The 13995-nt window shown below is 66.9% G+C and carries 17 protein-coding genes; all 17 read right to left on the bottom strand.

What is annotated here, in order from left to right; translation table 11 throughout:
• Positions 1 to 8: 8 nt before the first annotated feature.
• Entirely contained in the window at positions 9 to 1619 is a 1611-nt protein-coding gene (locus M1L58_RS21150) for a hypothetical protein (RefSeq protein ID WP_154884716.1), read from the bottom strand.
• Between the two features lie 32 nt (positions 1620 to 1651).
• Positions 1652 to 3109, bottom strand: coding sequence for an SCO6880 family protein (locus M1L58_RS21145; protein ID WP_154884715.1), 1458 nt, complete (start codon positions 3107 to 3109; stop codon positions 1652 to 1654).
• A 6-nt stretch (positions 3110 to 3115) separates the two neighbouring features.
• Positions 3116 to 4693 carry a hypothetical protein gene (locus M1L58_RS21140; RefSeq protein ID WP_154884714.1) on the bottom strand — a complete coding sequence of 526 codons (1578 nt, stop codon included), beginning with the start codon at positions 4691 to 4693 and terminating at the stop codon, positions 3116 to 3118.
• The gene (locus M1L58_RS21135; RefSeq protein ID WP_154884429.1) at positions 4687 to 5496 is read right to left on the bottom strand and encodes a hypothetical protein; all 810 of its coding nucleotides are present in this window, start codon (positions 5494 to 5496) and stop codon (positions 4687 to 4689) included. The genes M1L58_RS21140 and M1L58_RS21135 overlap by 7 nt, the downstream gene beginning before the upstream one ends.
• Positions 5497 to 5527: 31 nt before the next feature.
• Positions 5528 to 6193: a hypothetical protein gene (locus M1L58_RS21130; RefSeq protein WP_248660382.1), complete on the bottom strand. Its 666-nt coding sequence runs from the start codon at positions 6191 to 6193 to the stop codon at positions 5528 to 5530.
• A gap of 41 nt (positions 6194 to 6234) precedes the next feature.
• Positions 6235 to 6603: a hypothetical protein gene (locus M1L58_RS21125; RefSeq protein ID WP_154884431.1), complete on the bottom strand. Its 369-nt coding sequence runs from the start codon at positions 6601 to 6603 to the stop codon at positions 6235 to 6237.
• A complete protein-coding gene (locus tag M1L58_RS21120; protein ID WP_154884432.1) occupies positions 6600 to 7049 on the bottom strand; it encodes a hypothetical protein in 450 nt (149 codons plus the stop codon). Before M1L58_RS21120 ends, M1L58_RS21125 begins: the two co-directional genes overlap by 4 nt.
• Before the next feature lie 128 nt (positions 7050 to 7177).
• The gene (locus M1L58_RS21115; protein WP_154884433.1) at positions 7178 to 7453 is read right to left on the bottom strand and encodes a hypothetical protein; all 276 of its coding nucleotides are present in this window, start codon (positions 7451 to 7453) and stop codon (positions 7178 to 7180) included.
• Positions 7443 to 7730 (bottom strand): hypothetical protein, encoded by a 288-nt coding sequence (locus tag M1L58_RS21110; RefSeq protein ID WP_154884434.1) that lies wholly within the window; start codon positions 7728 to 7730, stop codon positions 7443 to 7445. The genes M1L58_RS21115 and M1L58_RS21110 overlap by 11 nt, the downstream gene beginning before the upstream one ends.
• Positions 7731 to 7751: 21 nt before the next feature.
• Positions 7752 to 8351, bottom strand: a complete 600-nt coding sequence (locus M1L58_RS21105) for a hypothetical protein (RefSeq protein WP_154884435.1) — start codon at positions 8349 to 8351, stop codon at positions 7752 to 7754.
• Positions 8348 to 10186, bottom strand: a complete 1839-nt coding sequence (locus tag M1L58_RS21100; RefSeq protein ID WP_248660381.1) for a cutinase family protein — start codon at positions 10184 to 10186, stop codon at positions 8348 to 8350. The genes M1L58_RS21105 and M1L58_RS21100 overlap by 4 nt, the downstream gene beginning before the upstream one ends.
• A 99-nt stretch (positions 10187 to 10285) precedes the next feature.
• Positions 10286 to 11011: a hypothetical protein gene (locus tag M1L58_RS21095; protein WP_154884437.1), complete on the bottom strand. Its 726-nt coding sequence runs from the start codon at positions 11009 to 11011 to the stop codon at positions 10286 to 10288.
• A 44-nt stretch (positions 11012 to 11055) separates the two neighbouring features.
• Complete coding sequence (locus tag M1L58_RS21090) at positions 11056 to 12228, bottom strand: hypothetical protein (protein WP_154884438.1); 1173 nt, start codon at positions 12226 to 12228, stop codon at positions 11056 to 11058.
• 251 nt (positions 12229 to 12479) lie between these two features.
• Entirely contained in the window at positions 12480 to 12761 is a 282-nt protein-coding gene (locus M1L58_RS21085) for a hypothetical protein (RefSeq protein WP_154884439.1), read from the bottom strand.
• Between the two features lie 108 nt (positions 12762 to 12869).
• The gene (locus tag M1L58_RS21080; protein WP_154884440.1) at positions 12870 to 13061 is read right to left on the bottom strand and encodes a hypothetical protein; all 192 of its coding nucleotides are present in this window, start codon (positions 13059 to 13061) and stop codon (positions 12870 to 12872) included.
• A gap of 19 nt (positions 13062 to 13080) precedes the next feature.
• Entirely contained in the window at positions 13081 to 13764 is a 684-nt protein-coding gene (locus M1L58_RS21075; protein WP_227026547.1) for a hypothetical protein, read from the bottom strand.
• Between the two features lie 27 nt (positions 13765 to 13791).
• Positions 13792 to 13959, bottom strand: a complete 168-nt coding sequence (locus tag M1L58_RS21070; RefSeq protein WP_248660380.1) for a hypothetical protein — start codon at positions 13957 to 13959, stop codon at positions 13792 to 13794.
• Positions 13960 to 13995 lie beyond the last annotated feature (36 nt).

Raw genomic sequence — 13995 nt, 5'->3', positions numbered from 1 at the left:
CTCGGCGCTCAGCTCGCCTCGCGGGTGACCGCTTCCAGCCGTGCCGAGGTGCGGTGCAGGTGACGTTGCGCTGCGGGTACGTGGACCTTGAAGGGGATGCCCGCGCCGTCGTCCTCGGAGAGTTTGAGGATGAAGTGTCCGACGCCGGGGGCCTGGCGCTTCTCCCGGCCTGGGTCAGAGGAGTGCAGTCCGTGGGCACGACCCCACGAGGTGAACATCGAGACTTCGGCATCGGTGAAGTTCTCGTAGTGCATGAGGCGTTCGCGCTCGCGGCGACCGACGCGGCCATAGAACCGGGCCTGGCACTTTTCGAAAATGGCTTGGGCGGTGTCGGCTTGGGAAGCGTCCACCGATCCGGCGAAATCGGAGACGCTGTGGGTCATGGCGGTGATGGTCGTGCCCTTGGTGCGGTTGGTGCGCGACTCCCTGTTGAGGATGTCGAGCACGATGTCGCCGGCGCCGAGAACCTGCCACAGTTCCTCGAGGTAGAGGTCGAACACCCGCGGCCGCGCTTTGCCTGCATCAGACAGTGCGTGAGCGGCGGTGACGGCGGCGTAGCTCTCGGTCCAACCCAGCGCGATCGCGGCTGAGCGGGCGTCTTTGTCGCCTTCGGGGACCCGGGACACGTCGATGTCGATACCGACGGCATCGAGGTTGAGCGGGGTGGTGGTCTGCCCGGAGAACATGCGGCCGAAAATGCTGTCGGGGGACACCATCGCTCGCACCGAGCCGATGAGTCGGTGTGCCGCTGCGTGATAGTCGCTGTGGGAGCGTGCGACGGCCTTGTACAGCATGTCGGGTGTGGGGTTTTCCAGCAGCTCGTCGAGGTGTTTGAGCTCGTGGTCGAGGTCATCGGCCTGAGTCGGTCGGCTGTTGAGTTCGCGGATCGCTTCGGCGAGGATGGCGCCTTCGACGTCGCCGATGGGTTCGTTGCCGCGTTGGAGGCGGATGAGGGTCTTCATATTGATGATCTGCGACTGAAGCATGTTGGCGCGCAGGTCTTCTTGTGCTTGCCCGTCCAGGCGCAGGGCGGCGCGTCCGATAGCGCCAGGAGCCAGGGGGTTGATGATGTCGACGTTGCACTTGATGTGCTGCCCACCCAGTCGCACGAGGCGTTCTGCGTGATCGGGTTTGATGTCGGCGGCGGCAATGACGCAGCGGCCGGTGGCGATGGCGTAGGTCATCAAACGGGCTGCGAGGGTGGACTTTCCGACTCCATTGCTGGCCAGGATGATGACAACAGGTGCGGAGATGTGACCGGCATTGGACCAGTCGAGCGAGTCGAAATGGACGGGCCGCTGGTGGATGAGGTGGTGACCGAGCGGCGCGCCGATGATGGGGGAGTCTCCGCCGATGGTCCACGGCCACAGTCCGGGCATCTGACGGGTGGAGCCCTCGATGATGACGCCGGGGGAGCGCGCCGGCTGGACTCGTCCGCCGCCGTGACCGCCGACGCCACGGCGGGTGAGCCCGTCGGTGTTGACAGAGCTGTCCGTGCTGGCCGAGGCCAGTCGCCGTAGCTGCTGGCCTCGCCACCACCGCTTGATCCCGGAGGCGTCCTGTCGCTCGCGCGTGAAGCGCTCGATCAGTTCGTCGCGTTCTTCGGCAGTCAGTGCCATGTCTGGGTGGTCCTTCGACGGAGGGTGAGCTACTACTTCTTGGAGGTGCCCGTGGGTGGGATCAGGCCGATACCAAGGCCGTACTGGAAGGTCGAGGCCTGATGCCAGGCGGCGGGGCGCACTCGGAGCGAGCACTGGGTGGCCATGTCCGACACGATGGAATCGAGTGTTGCGGTGTCGGTTTCGGCGGTGGTGGTGACGGTGATGATCATGGCCTGAGCTATCCATCCGGCGCCGCGGGAGACTTCCTCGCGGGACTGGGTGACACCTTCGAGTCGGTTGAGTGCGTCGACGTCGTGGATTCCGCGCTTGAGTCGCTGGCTGGCGCGCATGGCGTCGCGTTCTTGGTTCTCGACGATGGTTCGGGCATTCGGTGCGGTTTCGGGCCGGTAGAGCAAGGTCACTCGTTTGCGGGGAACGCGGGGATTGACTTCGAGGAGCGGGTGCAGGATGTAGTCGGAGACACCGTCTTTGGGCCATTCCCAGACGACGTAGCTGGCGGAGGTGGCGGTTTCGTGTTCGTAGTCGAGGCGATGTTCGTTGGCGGCGATCGGTCCGACATTGGTCCAGCTCAGCCCGTGGGGGGTGTTGTTGGCGCGCAGGTCGTCGAAGTCGACCTGGGTGGCGGGGTCGTAGGAACGTCGGACGAACTCGATGATCTCTTCGGCACGAAGGATGCGGCAGTCCATGTCGCAGGCGTGCAGGTTCGCGGTGATGGGGTGGAACCGGCGGGCGATGTCGACGATGCGGTCCTTCCAGTCCCCGGAGTAGGAGAAGGAGATCGCGACTCGGTGTTGGGCGTCGAAGCTGTCTGCCGGTAGTTCTTCTTCGACTAGACGGATGTCGTCGGCGGCCTCGATGGGTGCGTCGGGGTGCAGCGCCGATTCGAGGGCGATGAGTTGGTGCAGGCCGGTGGAGGGGTAGCCGTCGATCGTTGCGGTGGCGAACGCGATGTCGCCGTACTGGCCGAGGTCGCGTTGGAAGACACCCCAGAAGGCGACCATGCGGTCTCGGTCGTCGGAGTCGATGTTCTCTTCTCCGATGGGGTCCACACGCCAGATCACGGTGATGGTGTGCTGTTTGGTGTCGATGAGCAGACCAACGGTGGCGCCTTCGACGGTGACGTAGCTGTGCAGCTCGACGTGTGCGCCGTAGCCAGGCAGTGGTGCGCCGGCGAGCGGACTCAGGATGCCTGCGCGGTACTTGGTCTCTCCGCGAATGCCTGCCAGGGTGAACCGGGTGGAGTCGATGAGGCGTTCGTAGACCGACAGGCCTTGGACTCGAACAGCAGTGCCGGCGACAAGAAGTAGCCCGACGCCAGCGATTGCGCAGCCCAGCAGAATGCTCTGCGCGAGGCGCATGATGGCCAGGGCGGCGAGGACTATGCCGATGACGGCGTAGGTGGCTTTGGCGTCGAGTCCCCAGTGCCCGGAGGACTCGCGCGTCGACCAGTTGCCGTAGGTGTTCTCGGTAGCGATGGTGTTCGCCATGAGCGGTTATCTCCTGCCGATGTAGTGGGTGCCGAGGTTGCGGCGAGCGATGTTTCTGGCGCTGGTTCGCCGGTCGCCGCTGCTGCTGCGCGCCGACCCGACGGTGCGGGTGGGCGGTGCTGCCGGTGGCCGCTGCGCGCGAGGTGATCCGCTGTCGGCGGTGCTGGATGAGGCGCGGTCGCCGCGGCCGGGGCCGGCGGCCGGGCTGGGCTGGCGGTCGCGAGTGGGGCCACCGCCTCCGGACCCGCCGGCGCTGTGACGGCCGCCCGTGCTGCCGGATTCACTACCGGTGGTCGGCGAGTGTCGCGGTGTTCCTTGTCCACCGCCGCCCGACCGGGCGTTGCTGCGTGGACCGGCGGACGCGGTCGCTGCGCTGGTCGCTGGTCGCGGAGATCCGCCGCCGCCACCGCTGGTGGCGGGGGTGAAACGTCCCCCGCCACCGCCGCCGGGACGGCCACCGCCACCGCCGCGGGGAGGTGTGGGACTGGTCCCTGACGGGCGACCCGAACCACCAGGACCGCTGCGGCCACCGCCACCGCCCAGCCGGCCGGCGACACCGGCGACGTTGCGTCCGGTCTTGCTGCCCATGCGTGAGGCGACGCGGGTACCACCGACGAAGGCGGCGACACCGGCCAAGCCGGAAACGCGGCCGTGCACGCTGCCACCGACACCGACCAGCGACAGCAGGGTCGGCAAGCAGAGGATGGGGGCGATGTAGAGAAGGACCGCGATGAAAACGTCGGCCGCGTCGGACTTGTCGCCGAGGGGGTAGCTCATCGCCATGGCGAAGGCGAAGGCGCAGATGGGCTTGAAGGCGATCATTGCTATCAGCAGCCGCAGCACCTGGCTGTAGGTGGCCTGTCCGCCCTCGGTGCCGGTGGCGGCCGCGGCCACGGGCAGTGCGGCAGTACCGAAGGCGAGGTAGAACAGCCGCAAGAACAGCTGGATCAGCAAGTCGAGGCAACCGAGGACCGCGATGAGCGCGATGATGACCAGCAGGAACGATGAGCCGTCGAAGTTGTCGGCGTCAATGGTGCCGATCTTCTTCTTGAGTTCGTCGGTGACCTTGGTGACTTTGTCGCCGGTGTCGTCGTAGACCCAGGCGGCGAAGATGTCAGAGGCGCGAGTGAGCAGGATGACCACGGTCGCTGCTCCCAACGATGTCGCCAAGGCCCGCACCGACACCGAAATGCCGGTGGTGACTGCTTGCTGGGACCCGCCCGACCACTGGGCGATGGCGAATCGTGCGGCGACGTACACCACCGAGAACAGCAGGAACGCCGATTGCAGCTGGTAGGTGTAGTCGTTGGCCCACTCGACCATGGAGCTGAAGGCGTTGGCGTCGAGGTTGGTCTTTTCGGTGGTGAAGAACGACATCACGTACTTCATCAGCGAGATCAGCGCGTAGAGAATGGCGTTGACCATCCGGGAGAGCAGCCCTTTGGCTGCGTCCTCGGCCTTTCCACCGAGGTCGTCCCAGGGCCAGGCCGAAGCCTGTCCTGCGCCGAGAGTGAGCGCGAGGCCGGTGGCGCTGGCGATGGTGAGAAGGGTCGCGGCCAGGCGCCCCGAGGGCCTGTTCACCATGAGAAGTCCGCGGTGATGGGGCGGTCGGTGGGTTCGTCGACGGTGTTCCAGTACTGGCGGAATCCGTCTTTGGTGGCCTTCCAGTCGTTGTCGGCGTCGTCCCAGACCAGCGGGAAGTCCCAGGTGGCTTGATATTTGGGGCTGTAGAACCGGACGGCGGCGCGGGTGTCGTTGTCGCTGAGGGTCGCCGCAACGTCGAGGTCGACACGGCGGATCGGTGATGACCGGAAGCACTGCGCGGCCTCGCGCCACTGCGCAGCGCGCACCCCGGCACGAGGATCGCGAACCTCCGATGATGCGACGAACCCTGTAGCGGTGTCGGGCGCGAGGTATGCCGTGATGAATTCGGCACGGTCGGGCATGACCTCGAACAGGATCGCCATCGACCAGGCCGCGAGTGCTGCGCCTTTCTCGGTGCGTGTCCACCCTGCGGGCCAGCCGCCGTCGGTGCGGCGGGTGGGGCCGGCGTCGGCGGAGAATGCCAGTGCTTGGCAGCCCACGGCCTGCCACATCACCGGGCCGTCGAGCTTTGTATTGGGTGGGAGCAGTTCGCCTTTGGGGTTGTCGGGAACCTGAGTGAACGGGATGTTCGCGGCGTCGGGCTCGAGAACCGGTTCGGTGAGGTGCTGCTTGGTCCAGGTCGGTGCCAGCGGGGTCGGCACCGGCGCGGTGGAGCTGTGTCCGCCGATCGGTGGCGATGGTGGCGAATCGTCGCCGCCGCTGCCGCACCCGGCCAGCACGGCGGCCACTAGGCCGGTGATCAGTGGCAGTCGCAGGGCGGGGTGAAGCAGGGAGCGCGTCACGGGATCAGTCCTTTCTCGGGGCAGCAGGTAGTCAGGCAGGGGTGGTGTGGGTGACGAGCCGGTCGAGGCGGATCTCGCGCCAGGTGCGGTAGCCGGGTGCGCGGGTGAGAGCGACGGCGGGGTTCTGCTCGGTGTGCTCGACGTCGACGATGACCCGGTAGCGGTTGGCGGTCGCGGCAAGATCGGCCGCGTCGAGGTCGGGGTGGGTGGTGAGGATCGTCAGACGCACAGCGTCGGCGCCGATTGCCTCACGGGCCTTTCCGGCGAGGAACACGGCCTTGTCGGCAGCGGACTTTTCTGCCGACAGCTCGTCACCTTCGGCGTAGATGCGGTCGTTGGGGTGGTATTCGCCGTACCAGGATTCGCTGTCGTTGTCGGCTGCACAGACAGCGAAGCTGTTGACCTCGGCGTCCCCGGCTACGCACAGGGTGATGGTGGGCGCATCGTCGCCGGCCTCGGCCAGTGCCTTCGACTCCTGGGCGAGGGTGTCGGCTCGGATCTGGTCGTAGTCGATGTCGTGCTGCTTACGCAGCTCGGCTTTGACTTTGACCCACTGACTGGCCGGGTTGGTGAGGTCCTGGGCTTCGGCCCACGCGCGTAGTTCGCGGTGGGTGGTGGCCGCACGCAGCGTGTCGGCGTGGTCGGCGACGGCGGCCGCGGCGCGGTCCCACTGCTCTTTGGTGGACAGCTTCGACATGGGTGGTGCTCCTTACGAGTTGGGTTGAGCAGGTGGTGGTGTCAGGCCCGCCGGTCGAGACAGGTGTCGTGGTCGATGGCGGGTCGGTGAGCCGTGATGTGTTGGTCGAGAGCGACGAGGTAGAAGTCGCGCAGAGAGCGGATGCCGTGCCGCCATAGCGGGCGGGGTTCGGCGTTGAGGACGATGTCGGTGATGTGGGTATGCAGCTGGTCGGGGATGGAGAAGAAGACCCGTTGCTGCCCGGCTTGCGGCGGGATGTAGACGGTGTCGCCGTGATCGCGGTTGAGTAGGGCCAGTGCTGCGGGTTCGGCGATGTCGCTGATGCTGAGATCGTGAGTGGCAAGCCAGACTCGTAGGTCTCGGCGCCATGTGGCGGTGACCCGAAGGGACTGGGGCTGAACGTCGTTCACACTTTCACCATGTCTTTCGGGAAGTCGTCGACAGAGAAGACAACGGGTCCGGACTTCTCGTCGGGGAGCACGACTTTCCAGTCCGTGCCTGACCACCGCACGTGCCGGGTGAGCTTGGTGTGTGACCCGTCGGGGTAGGTGCTGTAGACCTCGACGTCGGCGGCGTCCTCGGAGTAGTGGGTGACCAGGAATCCGTCGATGGTCACCGTCGCGGTGGAGGCGGTGCGCGGTTTGATCGACACCTGTTGGCGTGCTGCGGCCCACTGTTGGTAGGCGGCGTTGTTCTCGACAAGCGCGGACAGTGCCTGTCCCCACTGGTCGTCGGTTGCGGTGTCGAGGACCACGGTGGTGTTCACTGCGGCCAGCGCGGCCCCGGTGCGGGTCTGGGCGTAGCCACGGGGGAAGGGGGTGGTGGTCTCGGGGCCGTCGTCCTTGGTGCGGGGCAACTCAATTCCGGCGCGGGTGAATGTTTGCAGCGCTGGTGGGGCTGTGGAGCTGCCGGGATCGTCCGTCGAAGAGCCGCCGCACGCGGTGAGCACACCTAGTACTGCGGTGGCTGCGACGGCGAGGGTCGCTATCCGTAGAGCCAGTTGACGAACGGGGCCGCGACGCCGACGACTCCGGCGGTTGCGGTGACTGCGAGGGTCCCGGTGATCAGGTGATCGAAGTTCTCGGCGCTGGTCCTGCGGCGCACCTGAATGAGGATGATCAGGCACAACAGCGATGCCGCGCACGTGACGATTGCTGCCCATGTGGCGATTCCTAAGAGTTGGTTGATGATGCCGTTGAGTTCGGGCGGCAGGGGCTTTCCCTCCGCCAGGACGAGCAGGGAGGGGCGGTTAGGTGCCATAGGCCCAGTTGATGATGGTCGCGCCGCCGGCCGCGATGACGCCGCCGAGGATCGCGAAGAGGATCGCTGACCCGCTCTTCTGTTCGCGCGAGGGGTCAAGTTTCTCCCAGCCGAGCATCACACCGGCCCAGGCGATTGCTACGAGTCCGCCAATGGTGCACGCCCAGAAGAGAACACCGCCGACCTTGTCCCAGACCTCACCGAAGGGCCCGGGGTCGGGATTGGGCTGTTCGACGGCAAGCAACAGTCGGGTAGTGGCGTAGTTCAAGTGGTTCATGATGATTCCTTCCCTGGGCGCTCAGGCGCACTGCTGATCGGAGTTGTCGTCGCGGGTGGTGGTGGATGGTTGGGGCGCGGCGCTTAGTGCTGCGACGTGGGCCATGAGGCGGTCGAAACCAGCGGCTACGACCGGAGGGAGGCCGTCGGCGCGAGGTCGGGCGCCGGTGCGGCCGCGCACGGTGGGGGTGAAGTCCCAGCGTGGTAGTTCTGAAATCGGGGATAGTCGCCACTCGCGCATGAAGGGCACCCGGAGCACGACCCGCTGGGGGTCGTCGGCGAGCGCGTCGGCGTAGTTGCGAAACTCCTTGTCCTGCTTGCCGGGAGCGGTGGCGAGCAGGATGGTGGCGGCGATCGTCCATCCGTCGGCGACGTTCTGTCGGCGGTCACCGTTGGAGTCGGTGATCATGCCGTACTGGCGGAGCAGCACTTCACACGATGGTTGGGTTTCGCGTGCGACGACGATGAGGTAGGGGTTCGGGGGGACTTCTGCCAGGGCCACATCGCCGCCGAGGACCGCTGCCGGTGGTAGGAGTCGGGCGAGGAGTGCTTCGTCTTCCCAGGACGAGGTTGCCGTCACCCAGAGAAGGGGCTCGCGGGAGTGGTTGTCGGTGGCACTCATACGGGGCTCACTTGCTGGCTGGGTAGGGCGATCGTTCCGTAGCGGGCAAGACGCTGTGCCTGGTTGGGATCGACGAATCTGGGATTGGTGGCTACTTCGAGGCGCTGCGCTTCGGTGAGTGTGGTGTTGGCGACCGCGACCGGCACTGGCTCAGGCTTGGTGCCGGGTGTGGGCTCCGCTGGTGTGGTGTCGGTCGTGGGTCGGGCATTGCGGGCTAGCAGGACGTGGTCAGCGGCTCTGGTGGCGGGCCGGTTGTTGATCTCGATGGCGCCGACCGGTGCAGTCCGCGCGTCGTCACCGGTGCGGTATTGCGCGGTGGGGTCGGTGGTTCCGGGCTTGGGCGTCTGCGGCGGCTGGTTGTTCTGTTCGCGCAGCGTGGCGTAAGCGCGGGCGGCGGTGATGATCCAGTTCGCGGTGACCTGGGTGGCTGGGGCACCGGTTGTCGACACCGGTGACTTGGTGTAGCCGCCGTGATAGGCGACCTGGTTCCAGGTGCGGGCGTCGAACACCAGCTGCGGCAAGTCGGCGTTGGCTTCGACCTCGTTGAGCAGGGTTTGGAAGATGGTCTTGACGCCGCTGATGGCAGTGGCCGGGGGGATTGCTTCCAGGCCAGCACTCATCGCGGCAGTAGCGAGCTGGCTGCCGCTCGCGGCTCCGGCGACTGCTCCGGCGGGGTTGCCTGCGGATGCGGAGATGGCGGCGACTCCGGCGGAGACCATGGAGCCGATGTTTTCGGGGGTGAGCATCGCGGTGGCGAAGGTGCTCACGGTGTTCAGGGCGATGGTGCCGAGCCGGGCAATGGCGCGCAGCGGGTTGTCGGCACCTTCGGGTGCACGAGCCTGGCCGGTCACCGAGTCTCCGGGAGTGCCGGCGACGGCGTTGGGGGCGGTGGACGGTGCCGACGGTTGCTCGGATTCGAGGGTCGCCGACAGCGACCGAGGCGCGGAGACTTCGGCGAGGCGCTGGGAGATCGACAGGTTCGGGTTGAACTGCAAGTCCGCCAGCGACGTACCGGTGATGTCGGCGTTGACCACGGTCGAGGTGCCGCGCACGGCGGTGTCGGCGACGGCGGCGGCCAGGCGCGCGGCGGTGCCGGTGGGGTCGTGCTCGAAGTCGAGGTTGGATTGTTCGACGATGTTGGACCCCAGCCGAAGCAGCGACGCGCTGCGCGGCGCCGAGCAGGCGAGATCGCCGTCGATGCAGAAGTCGGCGACGCGGCCGTTGAGAGGGCCGAAGTCGTCGATCTGGTCGGTTTCGGGTCCGATGCCCTGACCACGAGAGACGGTCAGCTGGTCGGCGAACTTCGACGGTTTGAGGTCGCCGATGCCCGGAACGTCCCGGGGAGCTCCCTGGCCGGGGAATCCGGGGAACAGGTCAGCACCGGCAGCACGTGTCGGTGAGCCGAAGGTGACGACGAAGGCGATCGAGTCGGGGGTGACCGAGCCCTGCCCGGCGGCGACAGCCGAGGCGAAGGCGTCGACGACGTGCCCGCCCTGGGAGTAGCCGACAGGAACGAGTTTCGTTCCGGGGCATTGCACGACGATGCGATTGGCGAGTTGAGAGAGCCGATTGAGACCCTCGCCGGCGGAGTCGCGGTAGTTGGTGCTGACCGCGCCGCGGTCGCCGAAGTTTGCGCGGTAGGGCACATACGTGCGGTCGACTCGCAAGGACTTGTCGGCGGCCGCCGCGCCCAGTACCGGACTGATGACGGTGGAAAGCATGCCCTGGTCGTTCTTGGTCGGCGCATTCGCCGACGACTGGCTGGTGCCCTGCACGCCCAGGACGTGAACGTCGGGGCAGCGGGCTTCGTCGGCGGCCGCCGGTGAGACGGTCACGGTTAGGGTCGCGCAGCTCAGAAGCATTGCGCTGGCGGCGATGAGCGCAGGTAGACGGTGTCGACGTTGAGTCACGACTAGTCCTCTCGGGAGGGTGGGTTAATCGGTGGTGCGTTCGGAGGTGATGCGCAGCTGGCCCTTGACGGTTTTGACCTCGTAGACCGCGTTCCAGGTACGGGCTTCGCTGGTGCGCTCATCGATCCAGTCGACGGTGACCGCCCATGTGTTGGGGTTGTTCCAGGGGGTGACGGTGGCGCAGTAGGGAACTGGGGCCTCACCGGGAGGAAAGTTCGCGTCCATCACGCCGCGGATTGCACCGGCGGAGACCCGCATCTCCGGCGCGAGGTACTCGGCGGCGGCGATGGGGTCGCGTTCGGTGAAATAGGCGTGTTCGAAGGCTGCGATAAGTCCGGCCGCGGTCTGGGTATCACCCGGTTTCGCAGTCACCAGTCGGGTGGGAGTGTTGGTTTCGGTGCACGCCATGGGGCTGGCCACACTCGGGGACGCAGGCATGGTCGACAGCGGGGGCGGTGCCGGGATGGTGATGCTCTGCGATGCGTCGTTGCCGCGACCGGTCAGCGCCAGCACGCCAACGACGACGACGAGAAGCAACCCGGCCAACGCGAGCAGCGGGTAGAGCTTCCGCCGGTCGCGCACCCCTCGTGCGCGACCGGCGGAAGTGTGTTCGACCGCCGCGGGCGAGGGCTGTGCAGCAGACGGGATCTGGGCGTGGGGCTGATCGGCGGTGTCCGCGGGGCTCCCGGGTTCCTCCGTGCAGGCTGCACCTGACGCGGTTTTCCATTCATCGAGCCAGTCCGAGCTCACTGAACACGTCCTTTCCTGCGTCGTGGCAGTCGAGTGGATTGATCTCAGCGGCGGTGCTTGCCACCGAGGCCAGCGGCGTCGGGCGAGTGCAGCTGCGGCCAGCTCACTTCCAAGCCGGGCAGGGCGGACTTGGCCTGATCGGTCAGGGAACGCACCCCATCGGTGATGGCCTTCTCTGCGACCGGCGCGGCCGGCCCGAGAGCCTTGATCGGCGCCTGGGCCTGTTCGGCGGTCCACCCACCGCGCAGCTCCTGGCCGCCGATCTGGGCGGTGACATTGACGTCACCTCGACTGCTGACGACGTAATCGACCCCGATACCGGGCAGACCGGCAGCGTGGGCGGTCGAGGCGGGAACATGCAATTCGAACTGGTTTCCCGTCGGATTCGGAACGATCTCGGCGTACTGATCCGGTGAGGGCGGAGCGAGGTTGGTGGCGGGGTCGCCGGTGCCCAGCGCCCACGTGATCGCCGCGCCCACCGTGCCGCCTGCGACCGCGCCGGCAATACCGGCGGCCGTGGCAGCGGCGAGCGTGATGCCAGCGCCGACACCCGCGCCGATACCGGCGCCCCACAGCGGTCCCGCGAAGGGCTGGGGAGGCACAACAGCGCTCAACGCCCCGCCGATGGCCAGGCCGGTCAACGTCGTGACGGGAATGACCACGACGCCAACGGCGATCGCGGTGGAGGTGAAGGCGATCGTGCCGCCCGCAGCCCCACCGACAACCCCGCCGATGATCGCGGCAGCCGCCTGCCGCGTGGCCTCGTCCTCGGGAACACCGATCGAGATGAGGAACCGGGCAATCTGGCTCTCGCCGTAGGCCGCCCAGTCGTTGAAGGACACGATCGCGCGCGGGTTGTCTTGCAGCTCCTTCGGCAGGTCCTTGACCGGGACCACCACGTTGCCGAACGTGAGGGTGTCGGCCTGCCACTGCTTACGCGGCACATCGCGAGTCGGCTTGGGCGCATGCAGGGGCGCAGACGGAATCGGGTTGTAGGCGCTGGGCTCGACCATCGGGACCTCGGGCCCATAGTCGACCGACGGCCCGACCGGGCCGCTGGGCGGCGCCGGCGCGAGGCCCGGGCTACCGGGACTGACCGGACTGGTGCTCGGCGGCGTCTGCGGCTGACTCGGTGTCTGCGGCGACTCCTGCCCCTGCGGGGTCTGCGGAGATGACTGCGGCAGCTGAGGTGACGGCTCAGCATAGGCCGTGGCCACCGGAACCAGAGTCGCAACCGCGGCGGCGGCGGCAACTGATGAACGAACCGGAAAACGCATTTCCCCTACCTCTCACGCACTATCGCGTGTCGTTTGATGCCTGATCTACACGCAGCATAGTGCGTTTGCGGCAGATTGCAAGCGGTGCGCTCGATAAACGTCGCCGGAGCGAGAGATCAGGGAGAACACAGATGCCCGGGCTCACCGATAGGGCAAGCACCGGGCATCTGGGGATCGCTGAAGGGTTCCGACTAGGTCAGGTGGACGTTGGTGTAGAGGTAGTACGAGCCACCGCCGCGACTGATGCAGGCACCGGGTGACCCCGAGACGGGATTGCGCTGGTAGGCCGCCTGCAGAGCGGGGTGGTAGGTGAGCACGTTGTGGCACTGCTGATCGGTGTAGGGGCCGTAGGAGTACCGGGTCTGCGTCTGTGAGTCCAGCGGTCCAGCGGTCGCCGTTCCTACACCGACTGCGGTGCCGGCGAGGGCGATGCCGCCGACAAGGATGGTGGTGATGCGTCTACTGAGGGCCATGATGGCTGCTCCTTGGGTGAGTGAGAGTGCGCGCGCGGAACTACGCACGCAGTTTCACGGTAACCCAATAACGCAGTTTATTGCTTGCTACTGGTTATGCTGCGCAGTTCAGAACAAAGCGATCTGGTCACGGGCGGCGCGGTCGGCGGCGCGTTGGTGTGCTTGTTCGGCGGCGCGTTTGACGGTGGCCTCGGGCAGTGCGAGTTCGTGGGCGATCTCGGTCCAGCTGTGTCCGCGGTCTCGCAGGTCGGCAGCAAGCTCTTGGAGTTCGCGGTCCTGGGCGTCGGGGTCGTCGATCACGGCTGGTGGTCCTTTCGGCTCAGATGCGGGCTAGGGTGTCGCGGATGGCGAGCCAGCGGGTTTCGGCGGCTTGCTGGTGGATGGTGAGGGCGGTCCAGTGGCCGGCGAGTTCAGCAGTGGGCCGCTCTGCGGTGATCTGGGTCATGCGCGCCAGGAGCGCGGTGTAGCCGCGGCGATACCAGGCGTCGACCAGCGCGGCGGCGAGATAGGGCAGGTCGGCGCTGTCGGCGACGGGGCGGCCGTGCCGCGGTGAGGCGATCTCGAGCATGACGGCACGGGTGCGGGTGGTCAGTCCTCGATCGGCAAGACGGGCATTGACCAGAACTGGTGTGGCGGGGCTGCCTTCGTCGAGCAAGGCAGCAACGGTGTCGAAGACTTCTTGGTGCACATCACGCAGGAACACCACACTGCCGGCGGGGAGCACGGTGGTGGTGTTACCGGCTTCGCGGTCGGTGTGGGTGCCGATCAGAGCGTCGACGACCGAGCGGGCCAACTCTGGTGGAGCCCAGACCAGAGCGGTGAGCATGTCGAGTTCCAGAGCGAGGGTGTCGTCGAGTTCGGTGTCGGTGCCGATGGCGCCGACCAGGGTGGGGTCATCACCAGGGGTGACAGTTTCCAGCTCGGGCAGTGGATCGATCGCGGTGGCCGGCGGGTGCCGGTCGGCCTGGTGCTCAACGTCGGGGATCTCGGCCATGACGGTCACCTTCCTGCTCCTTGTCTCGTGCTGGTGTTATGCGACGTCGCTGTAGACGCCGGTACGGTCTTCGCGTGCCCAGTCCTCGCATTGGACAGCGGCTTCGGCGAGCTCGTCACCGAGCTGGGGATCGCCTTCTGCGTAGGCCAATTCAGACTTGGCCCAGTAGGCCACAGCTCGTTGCCCGTAGTCGATGGACAACATGCGTCTGATGTCCTTTTCTGATCAGGCGGCCGCGGT

It is taken from the genome of Gordonia sp. C13, from assembly GCF_023218005.1.
Taxonomy (GTDB): Bacteria; Actinomycetota; Actinomycetes; order Mycobacteriales; family Mycobacteriaceae; genus Gordonia; species Gordonia namibiensis.
This window is presented reverse-complemented; position numbering and strand designations above follow the sequence as displayed.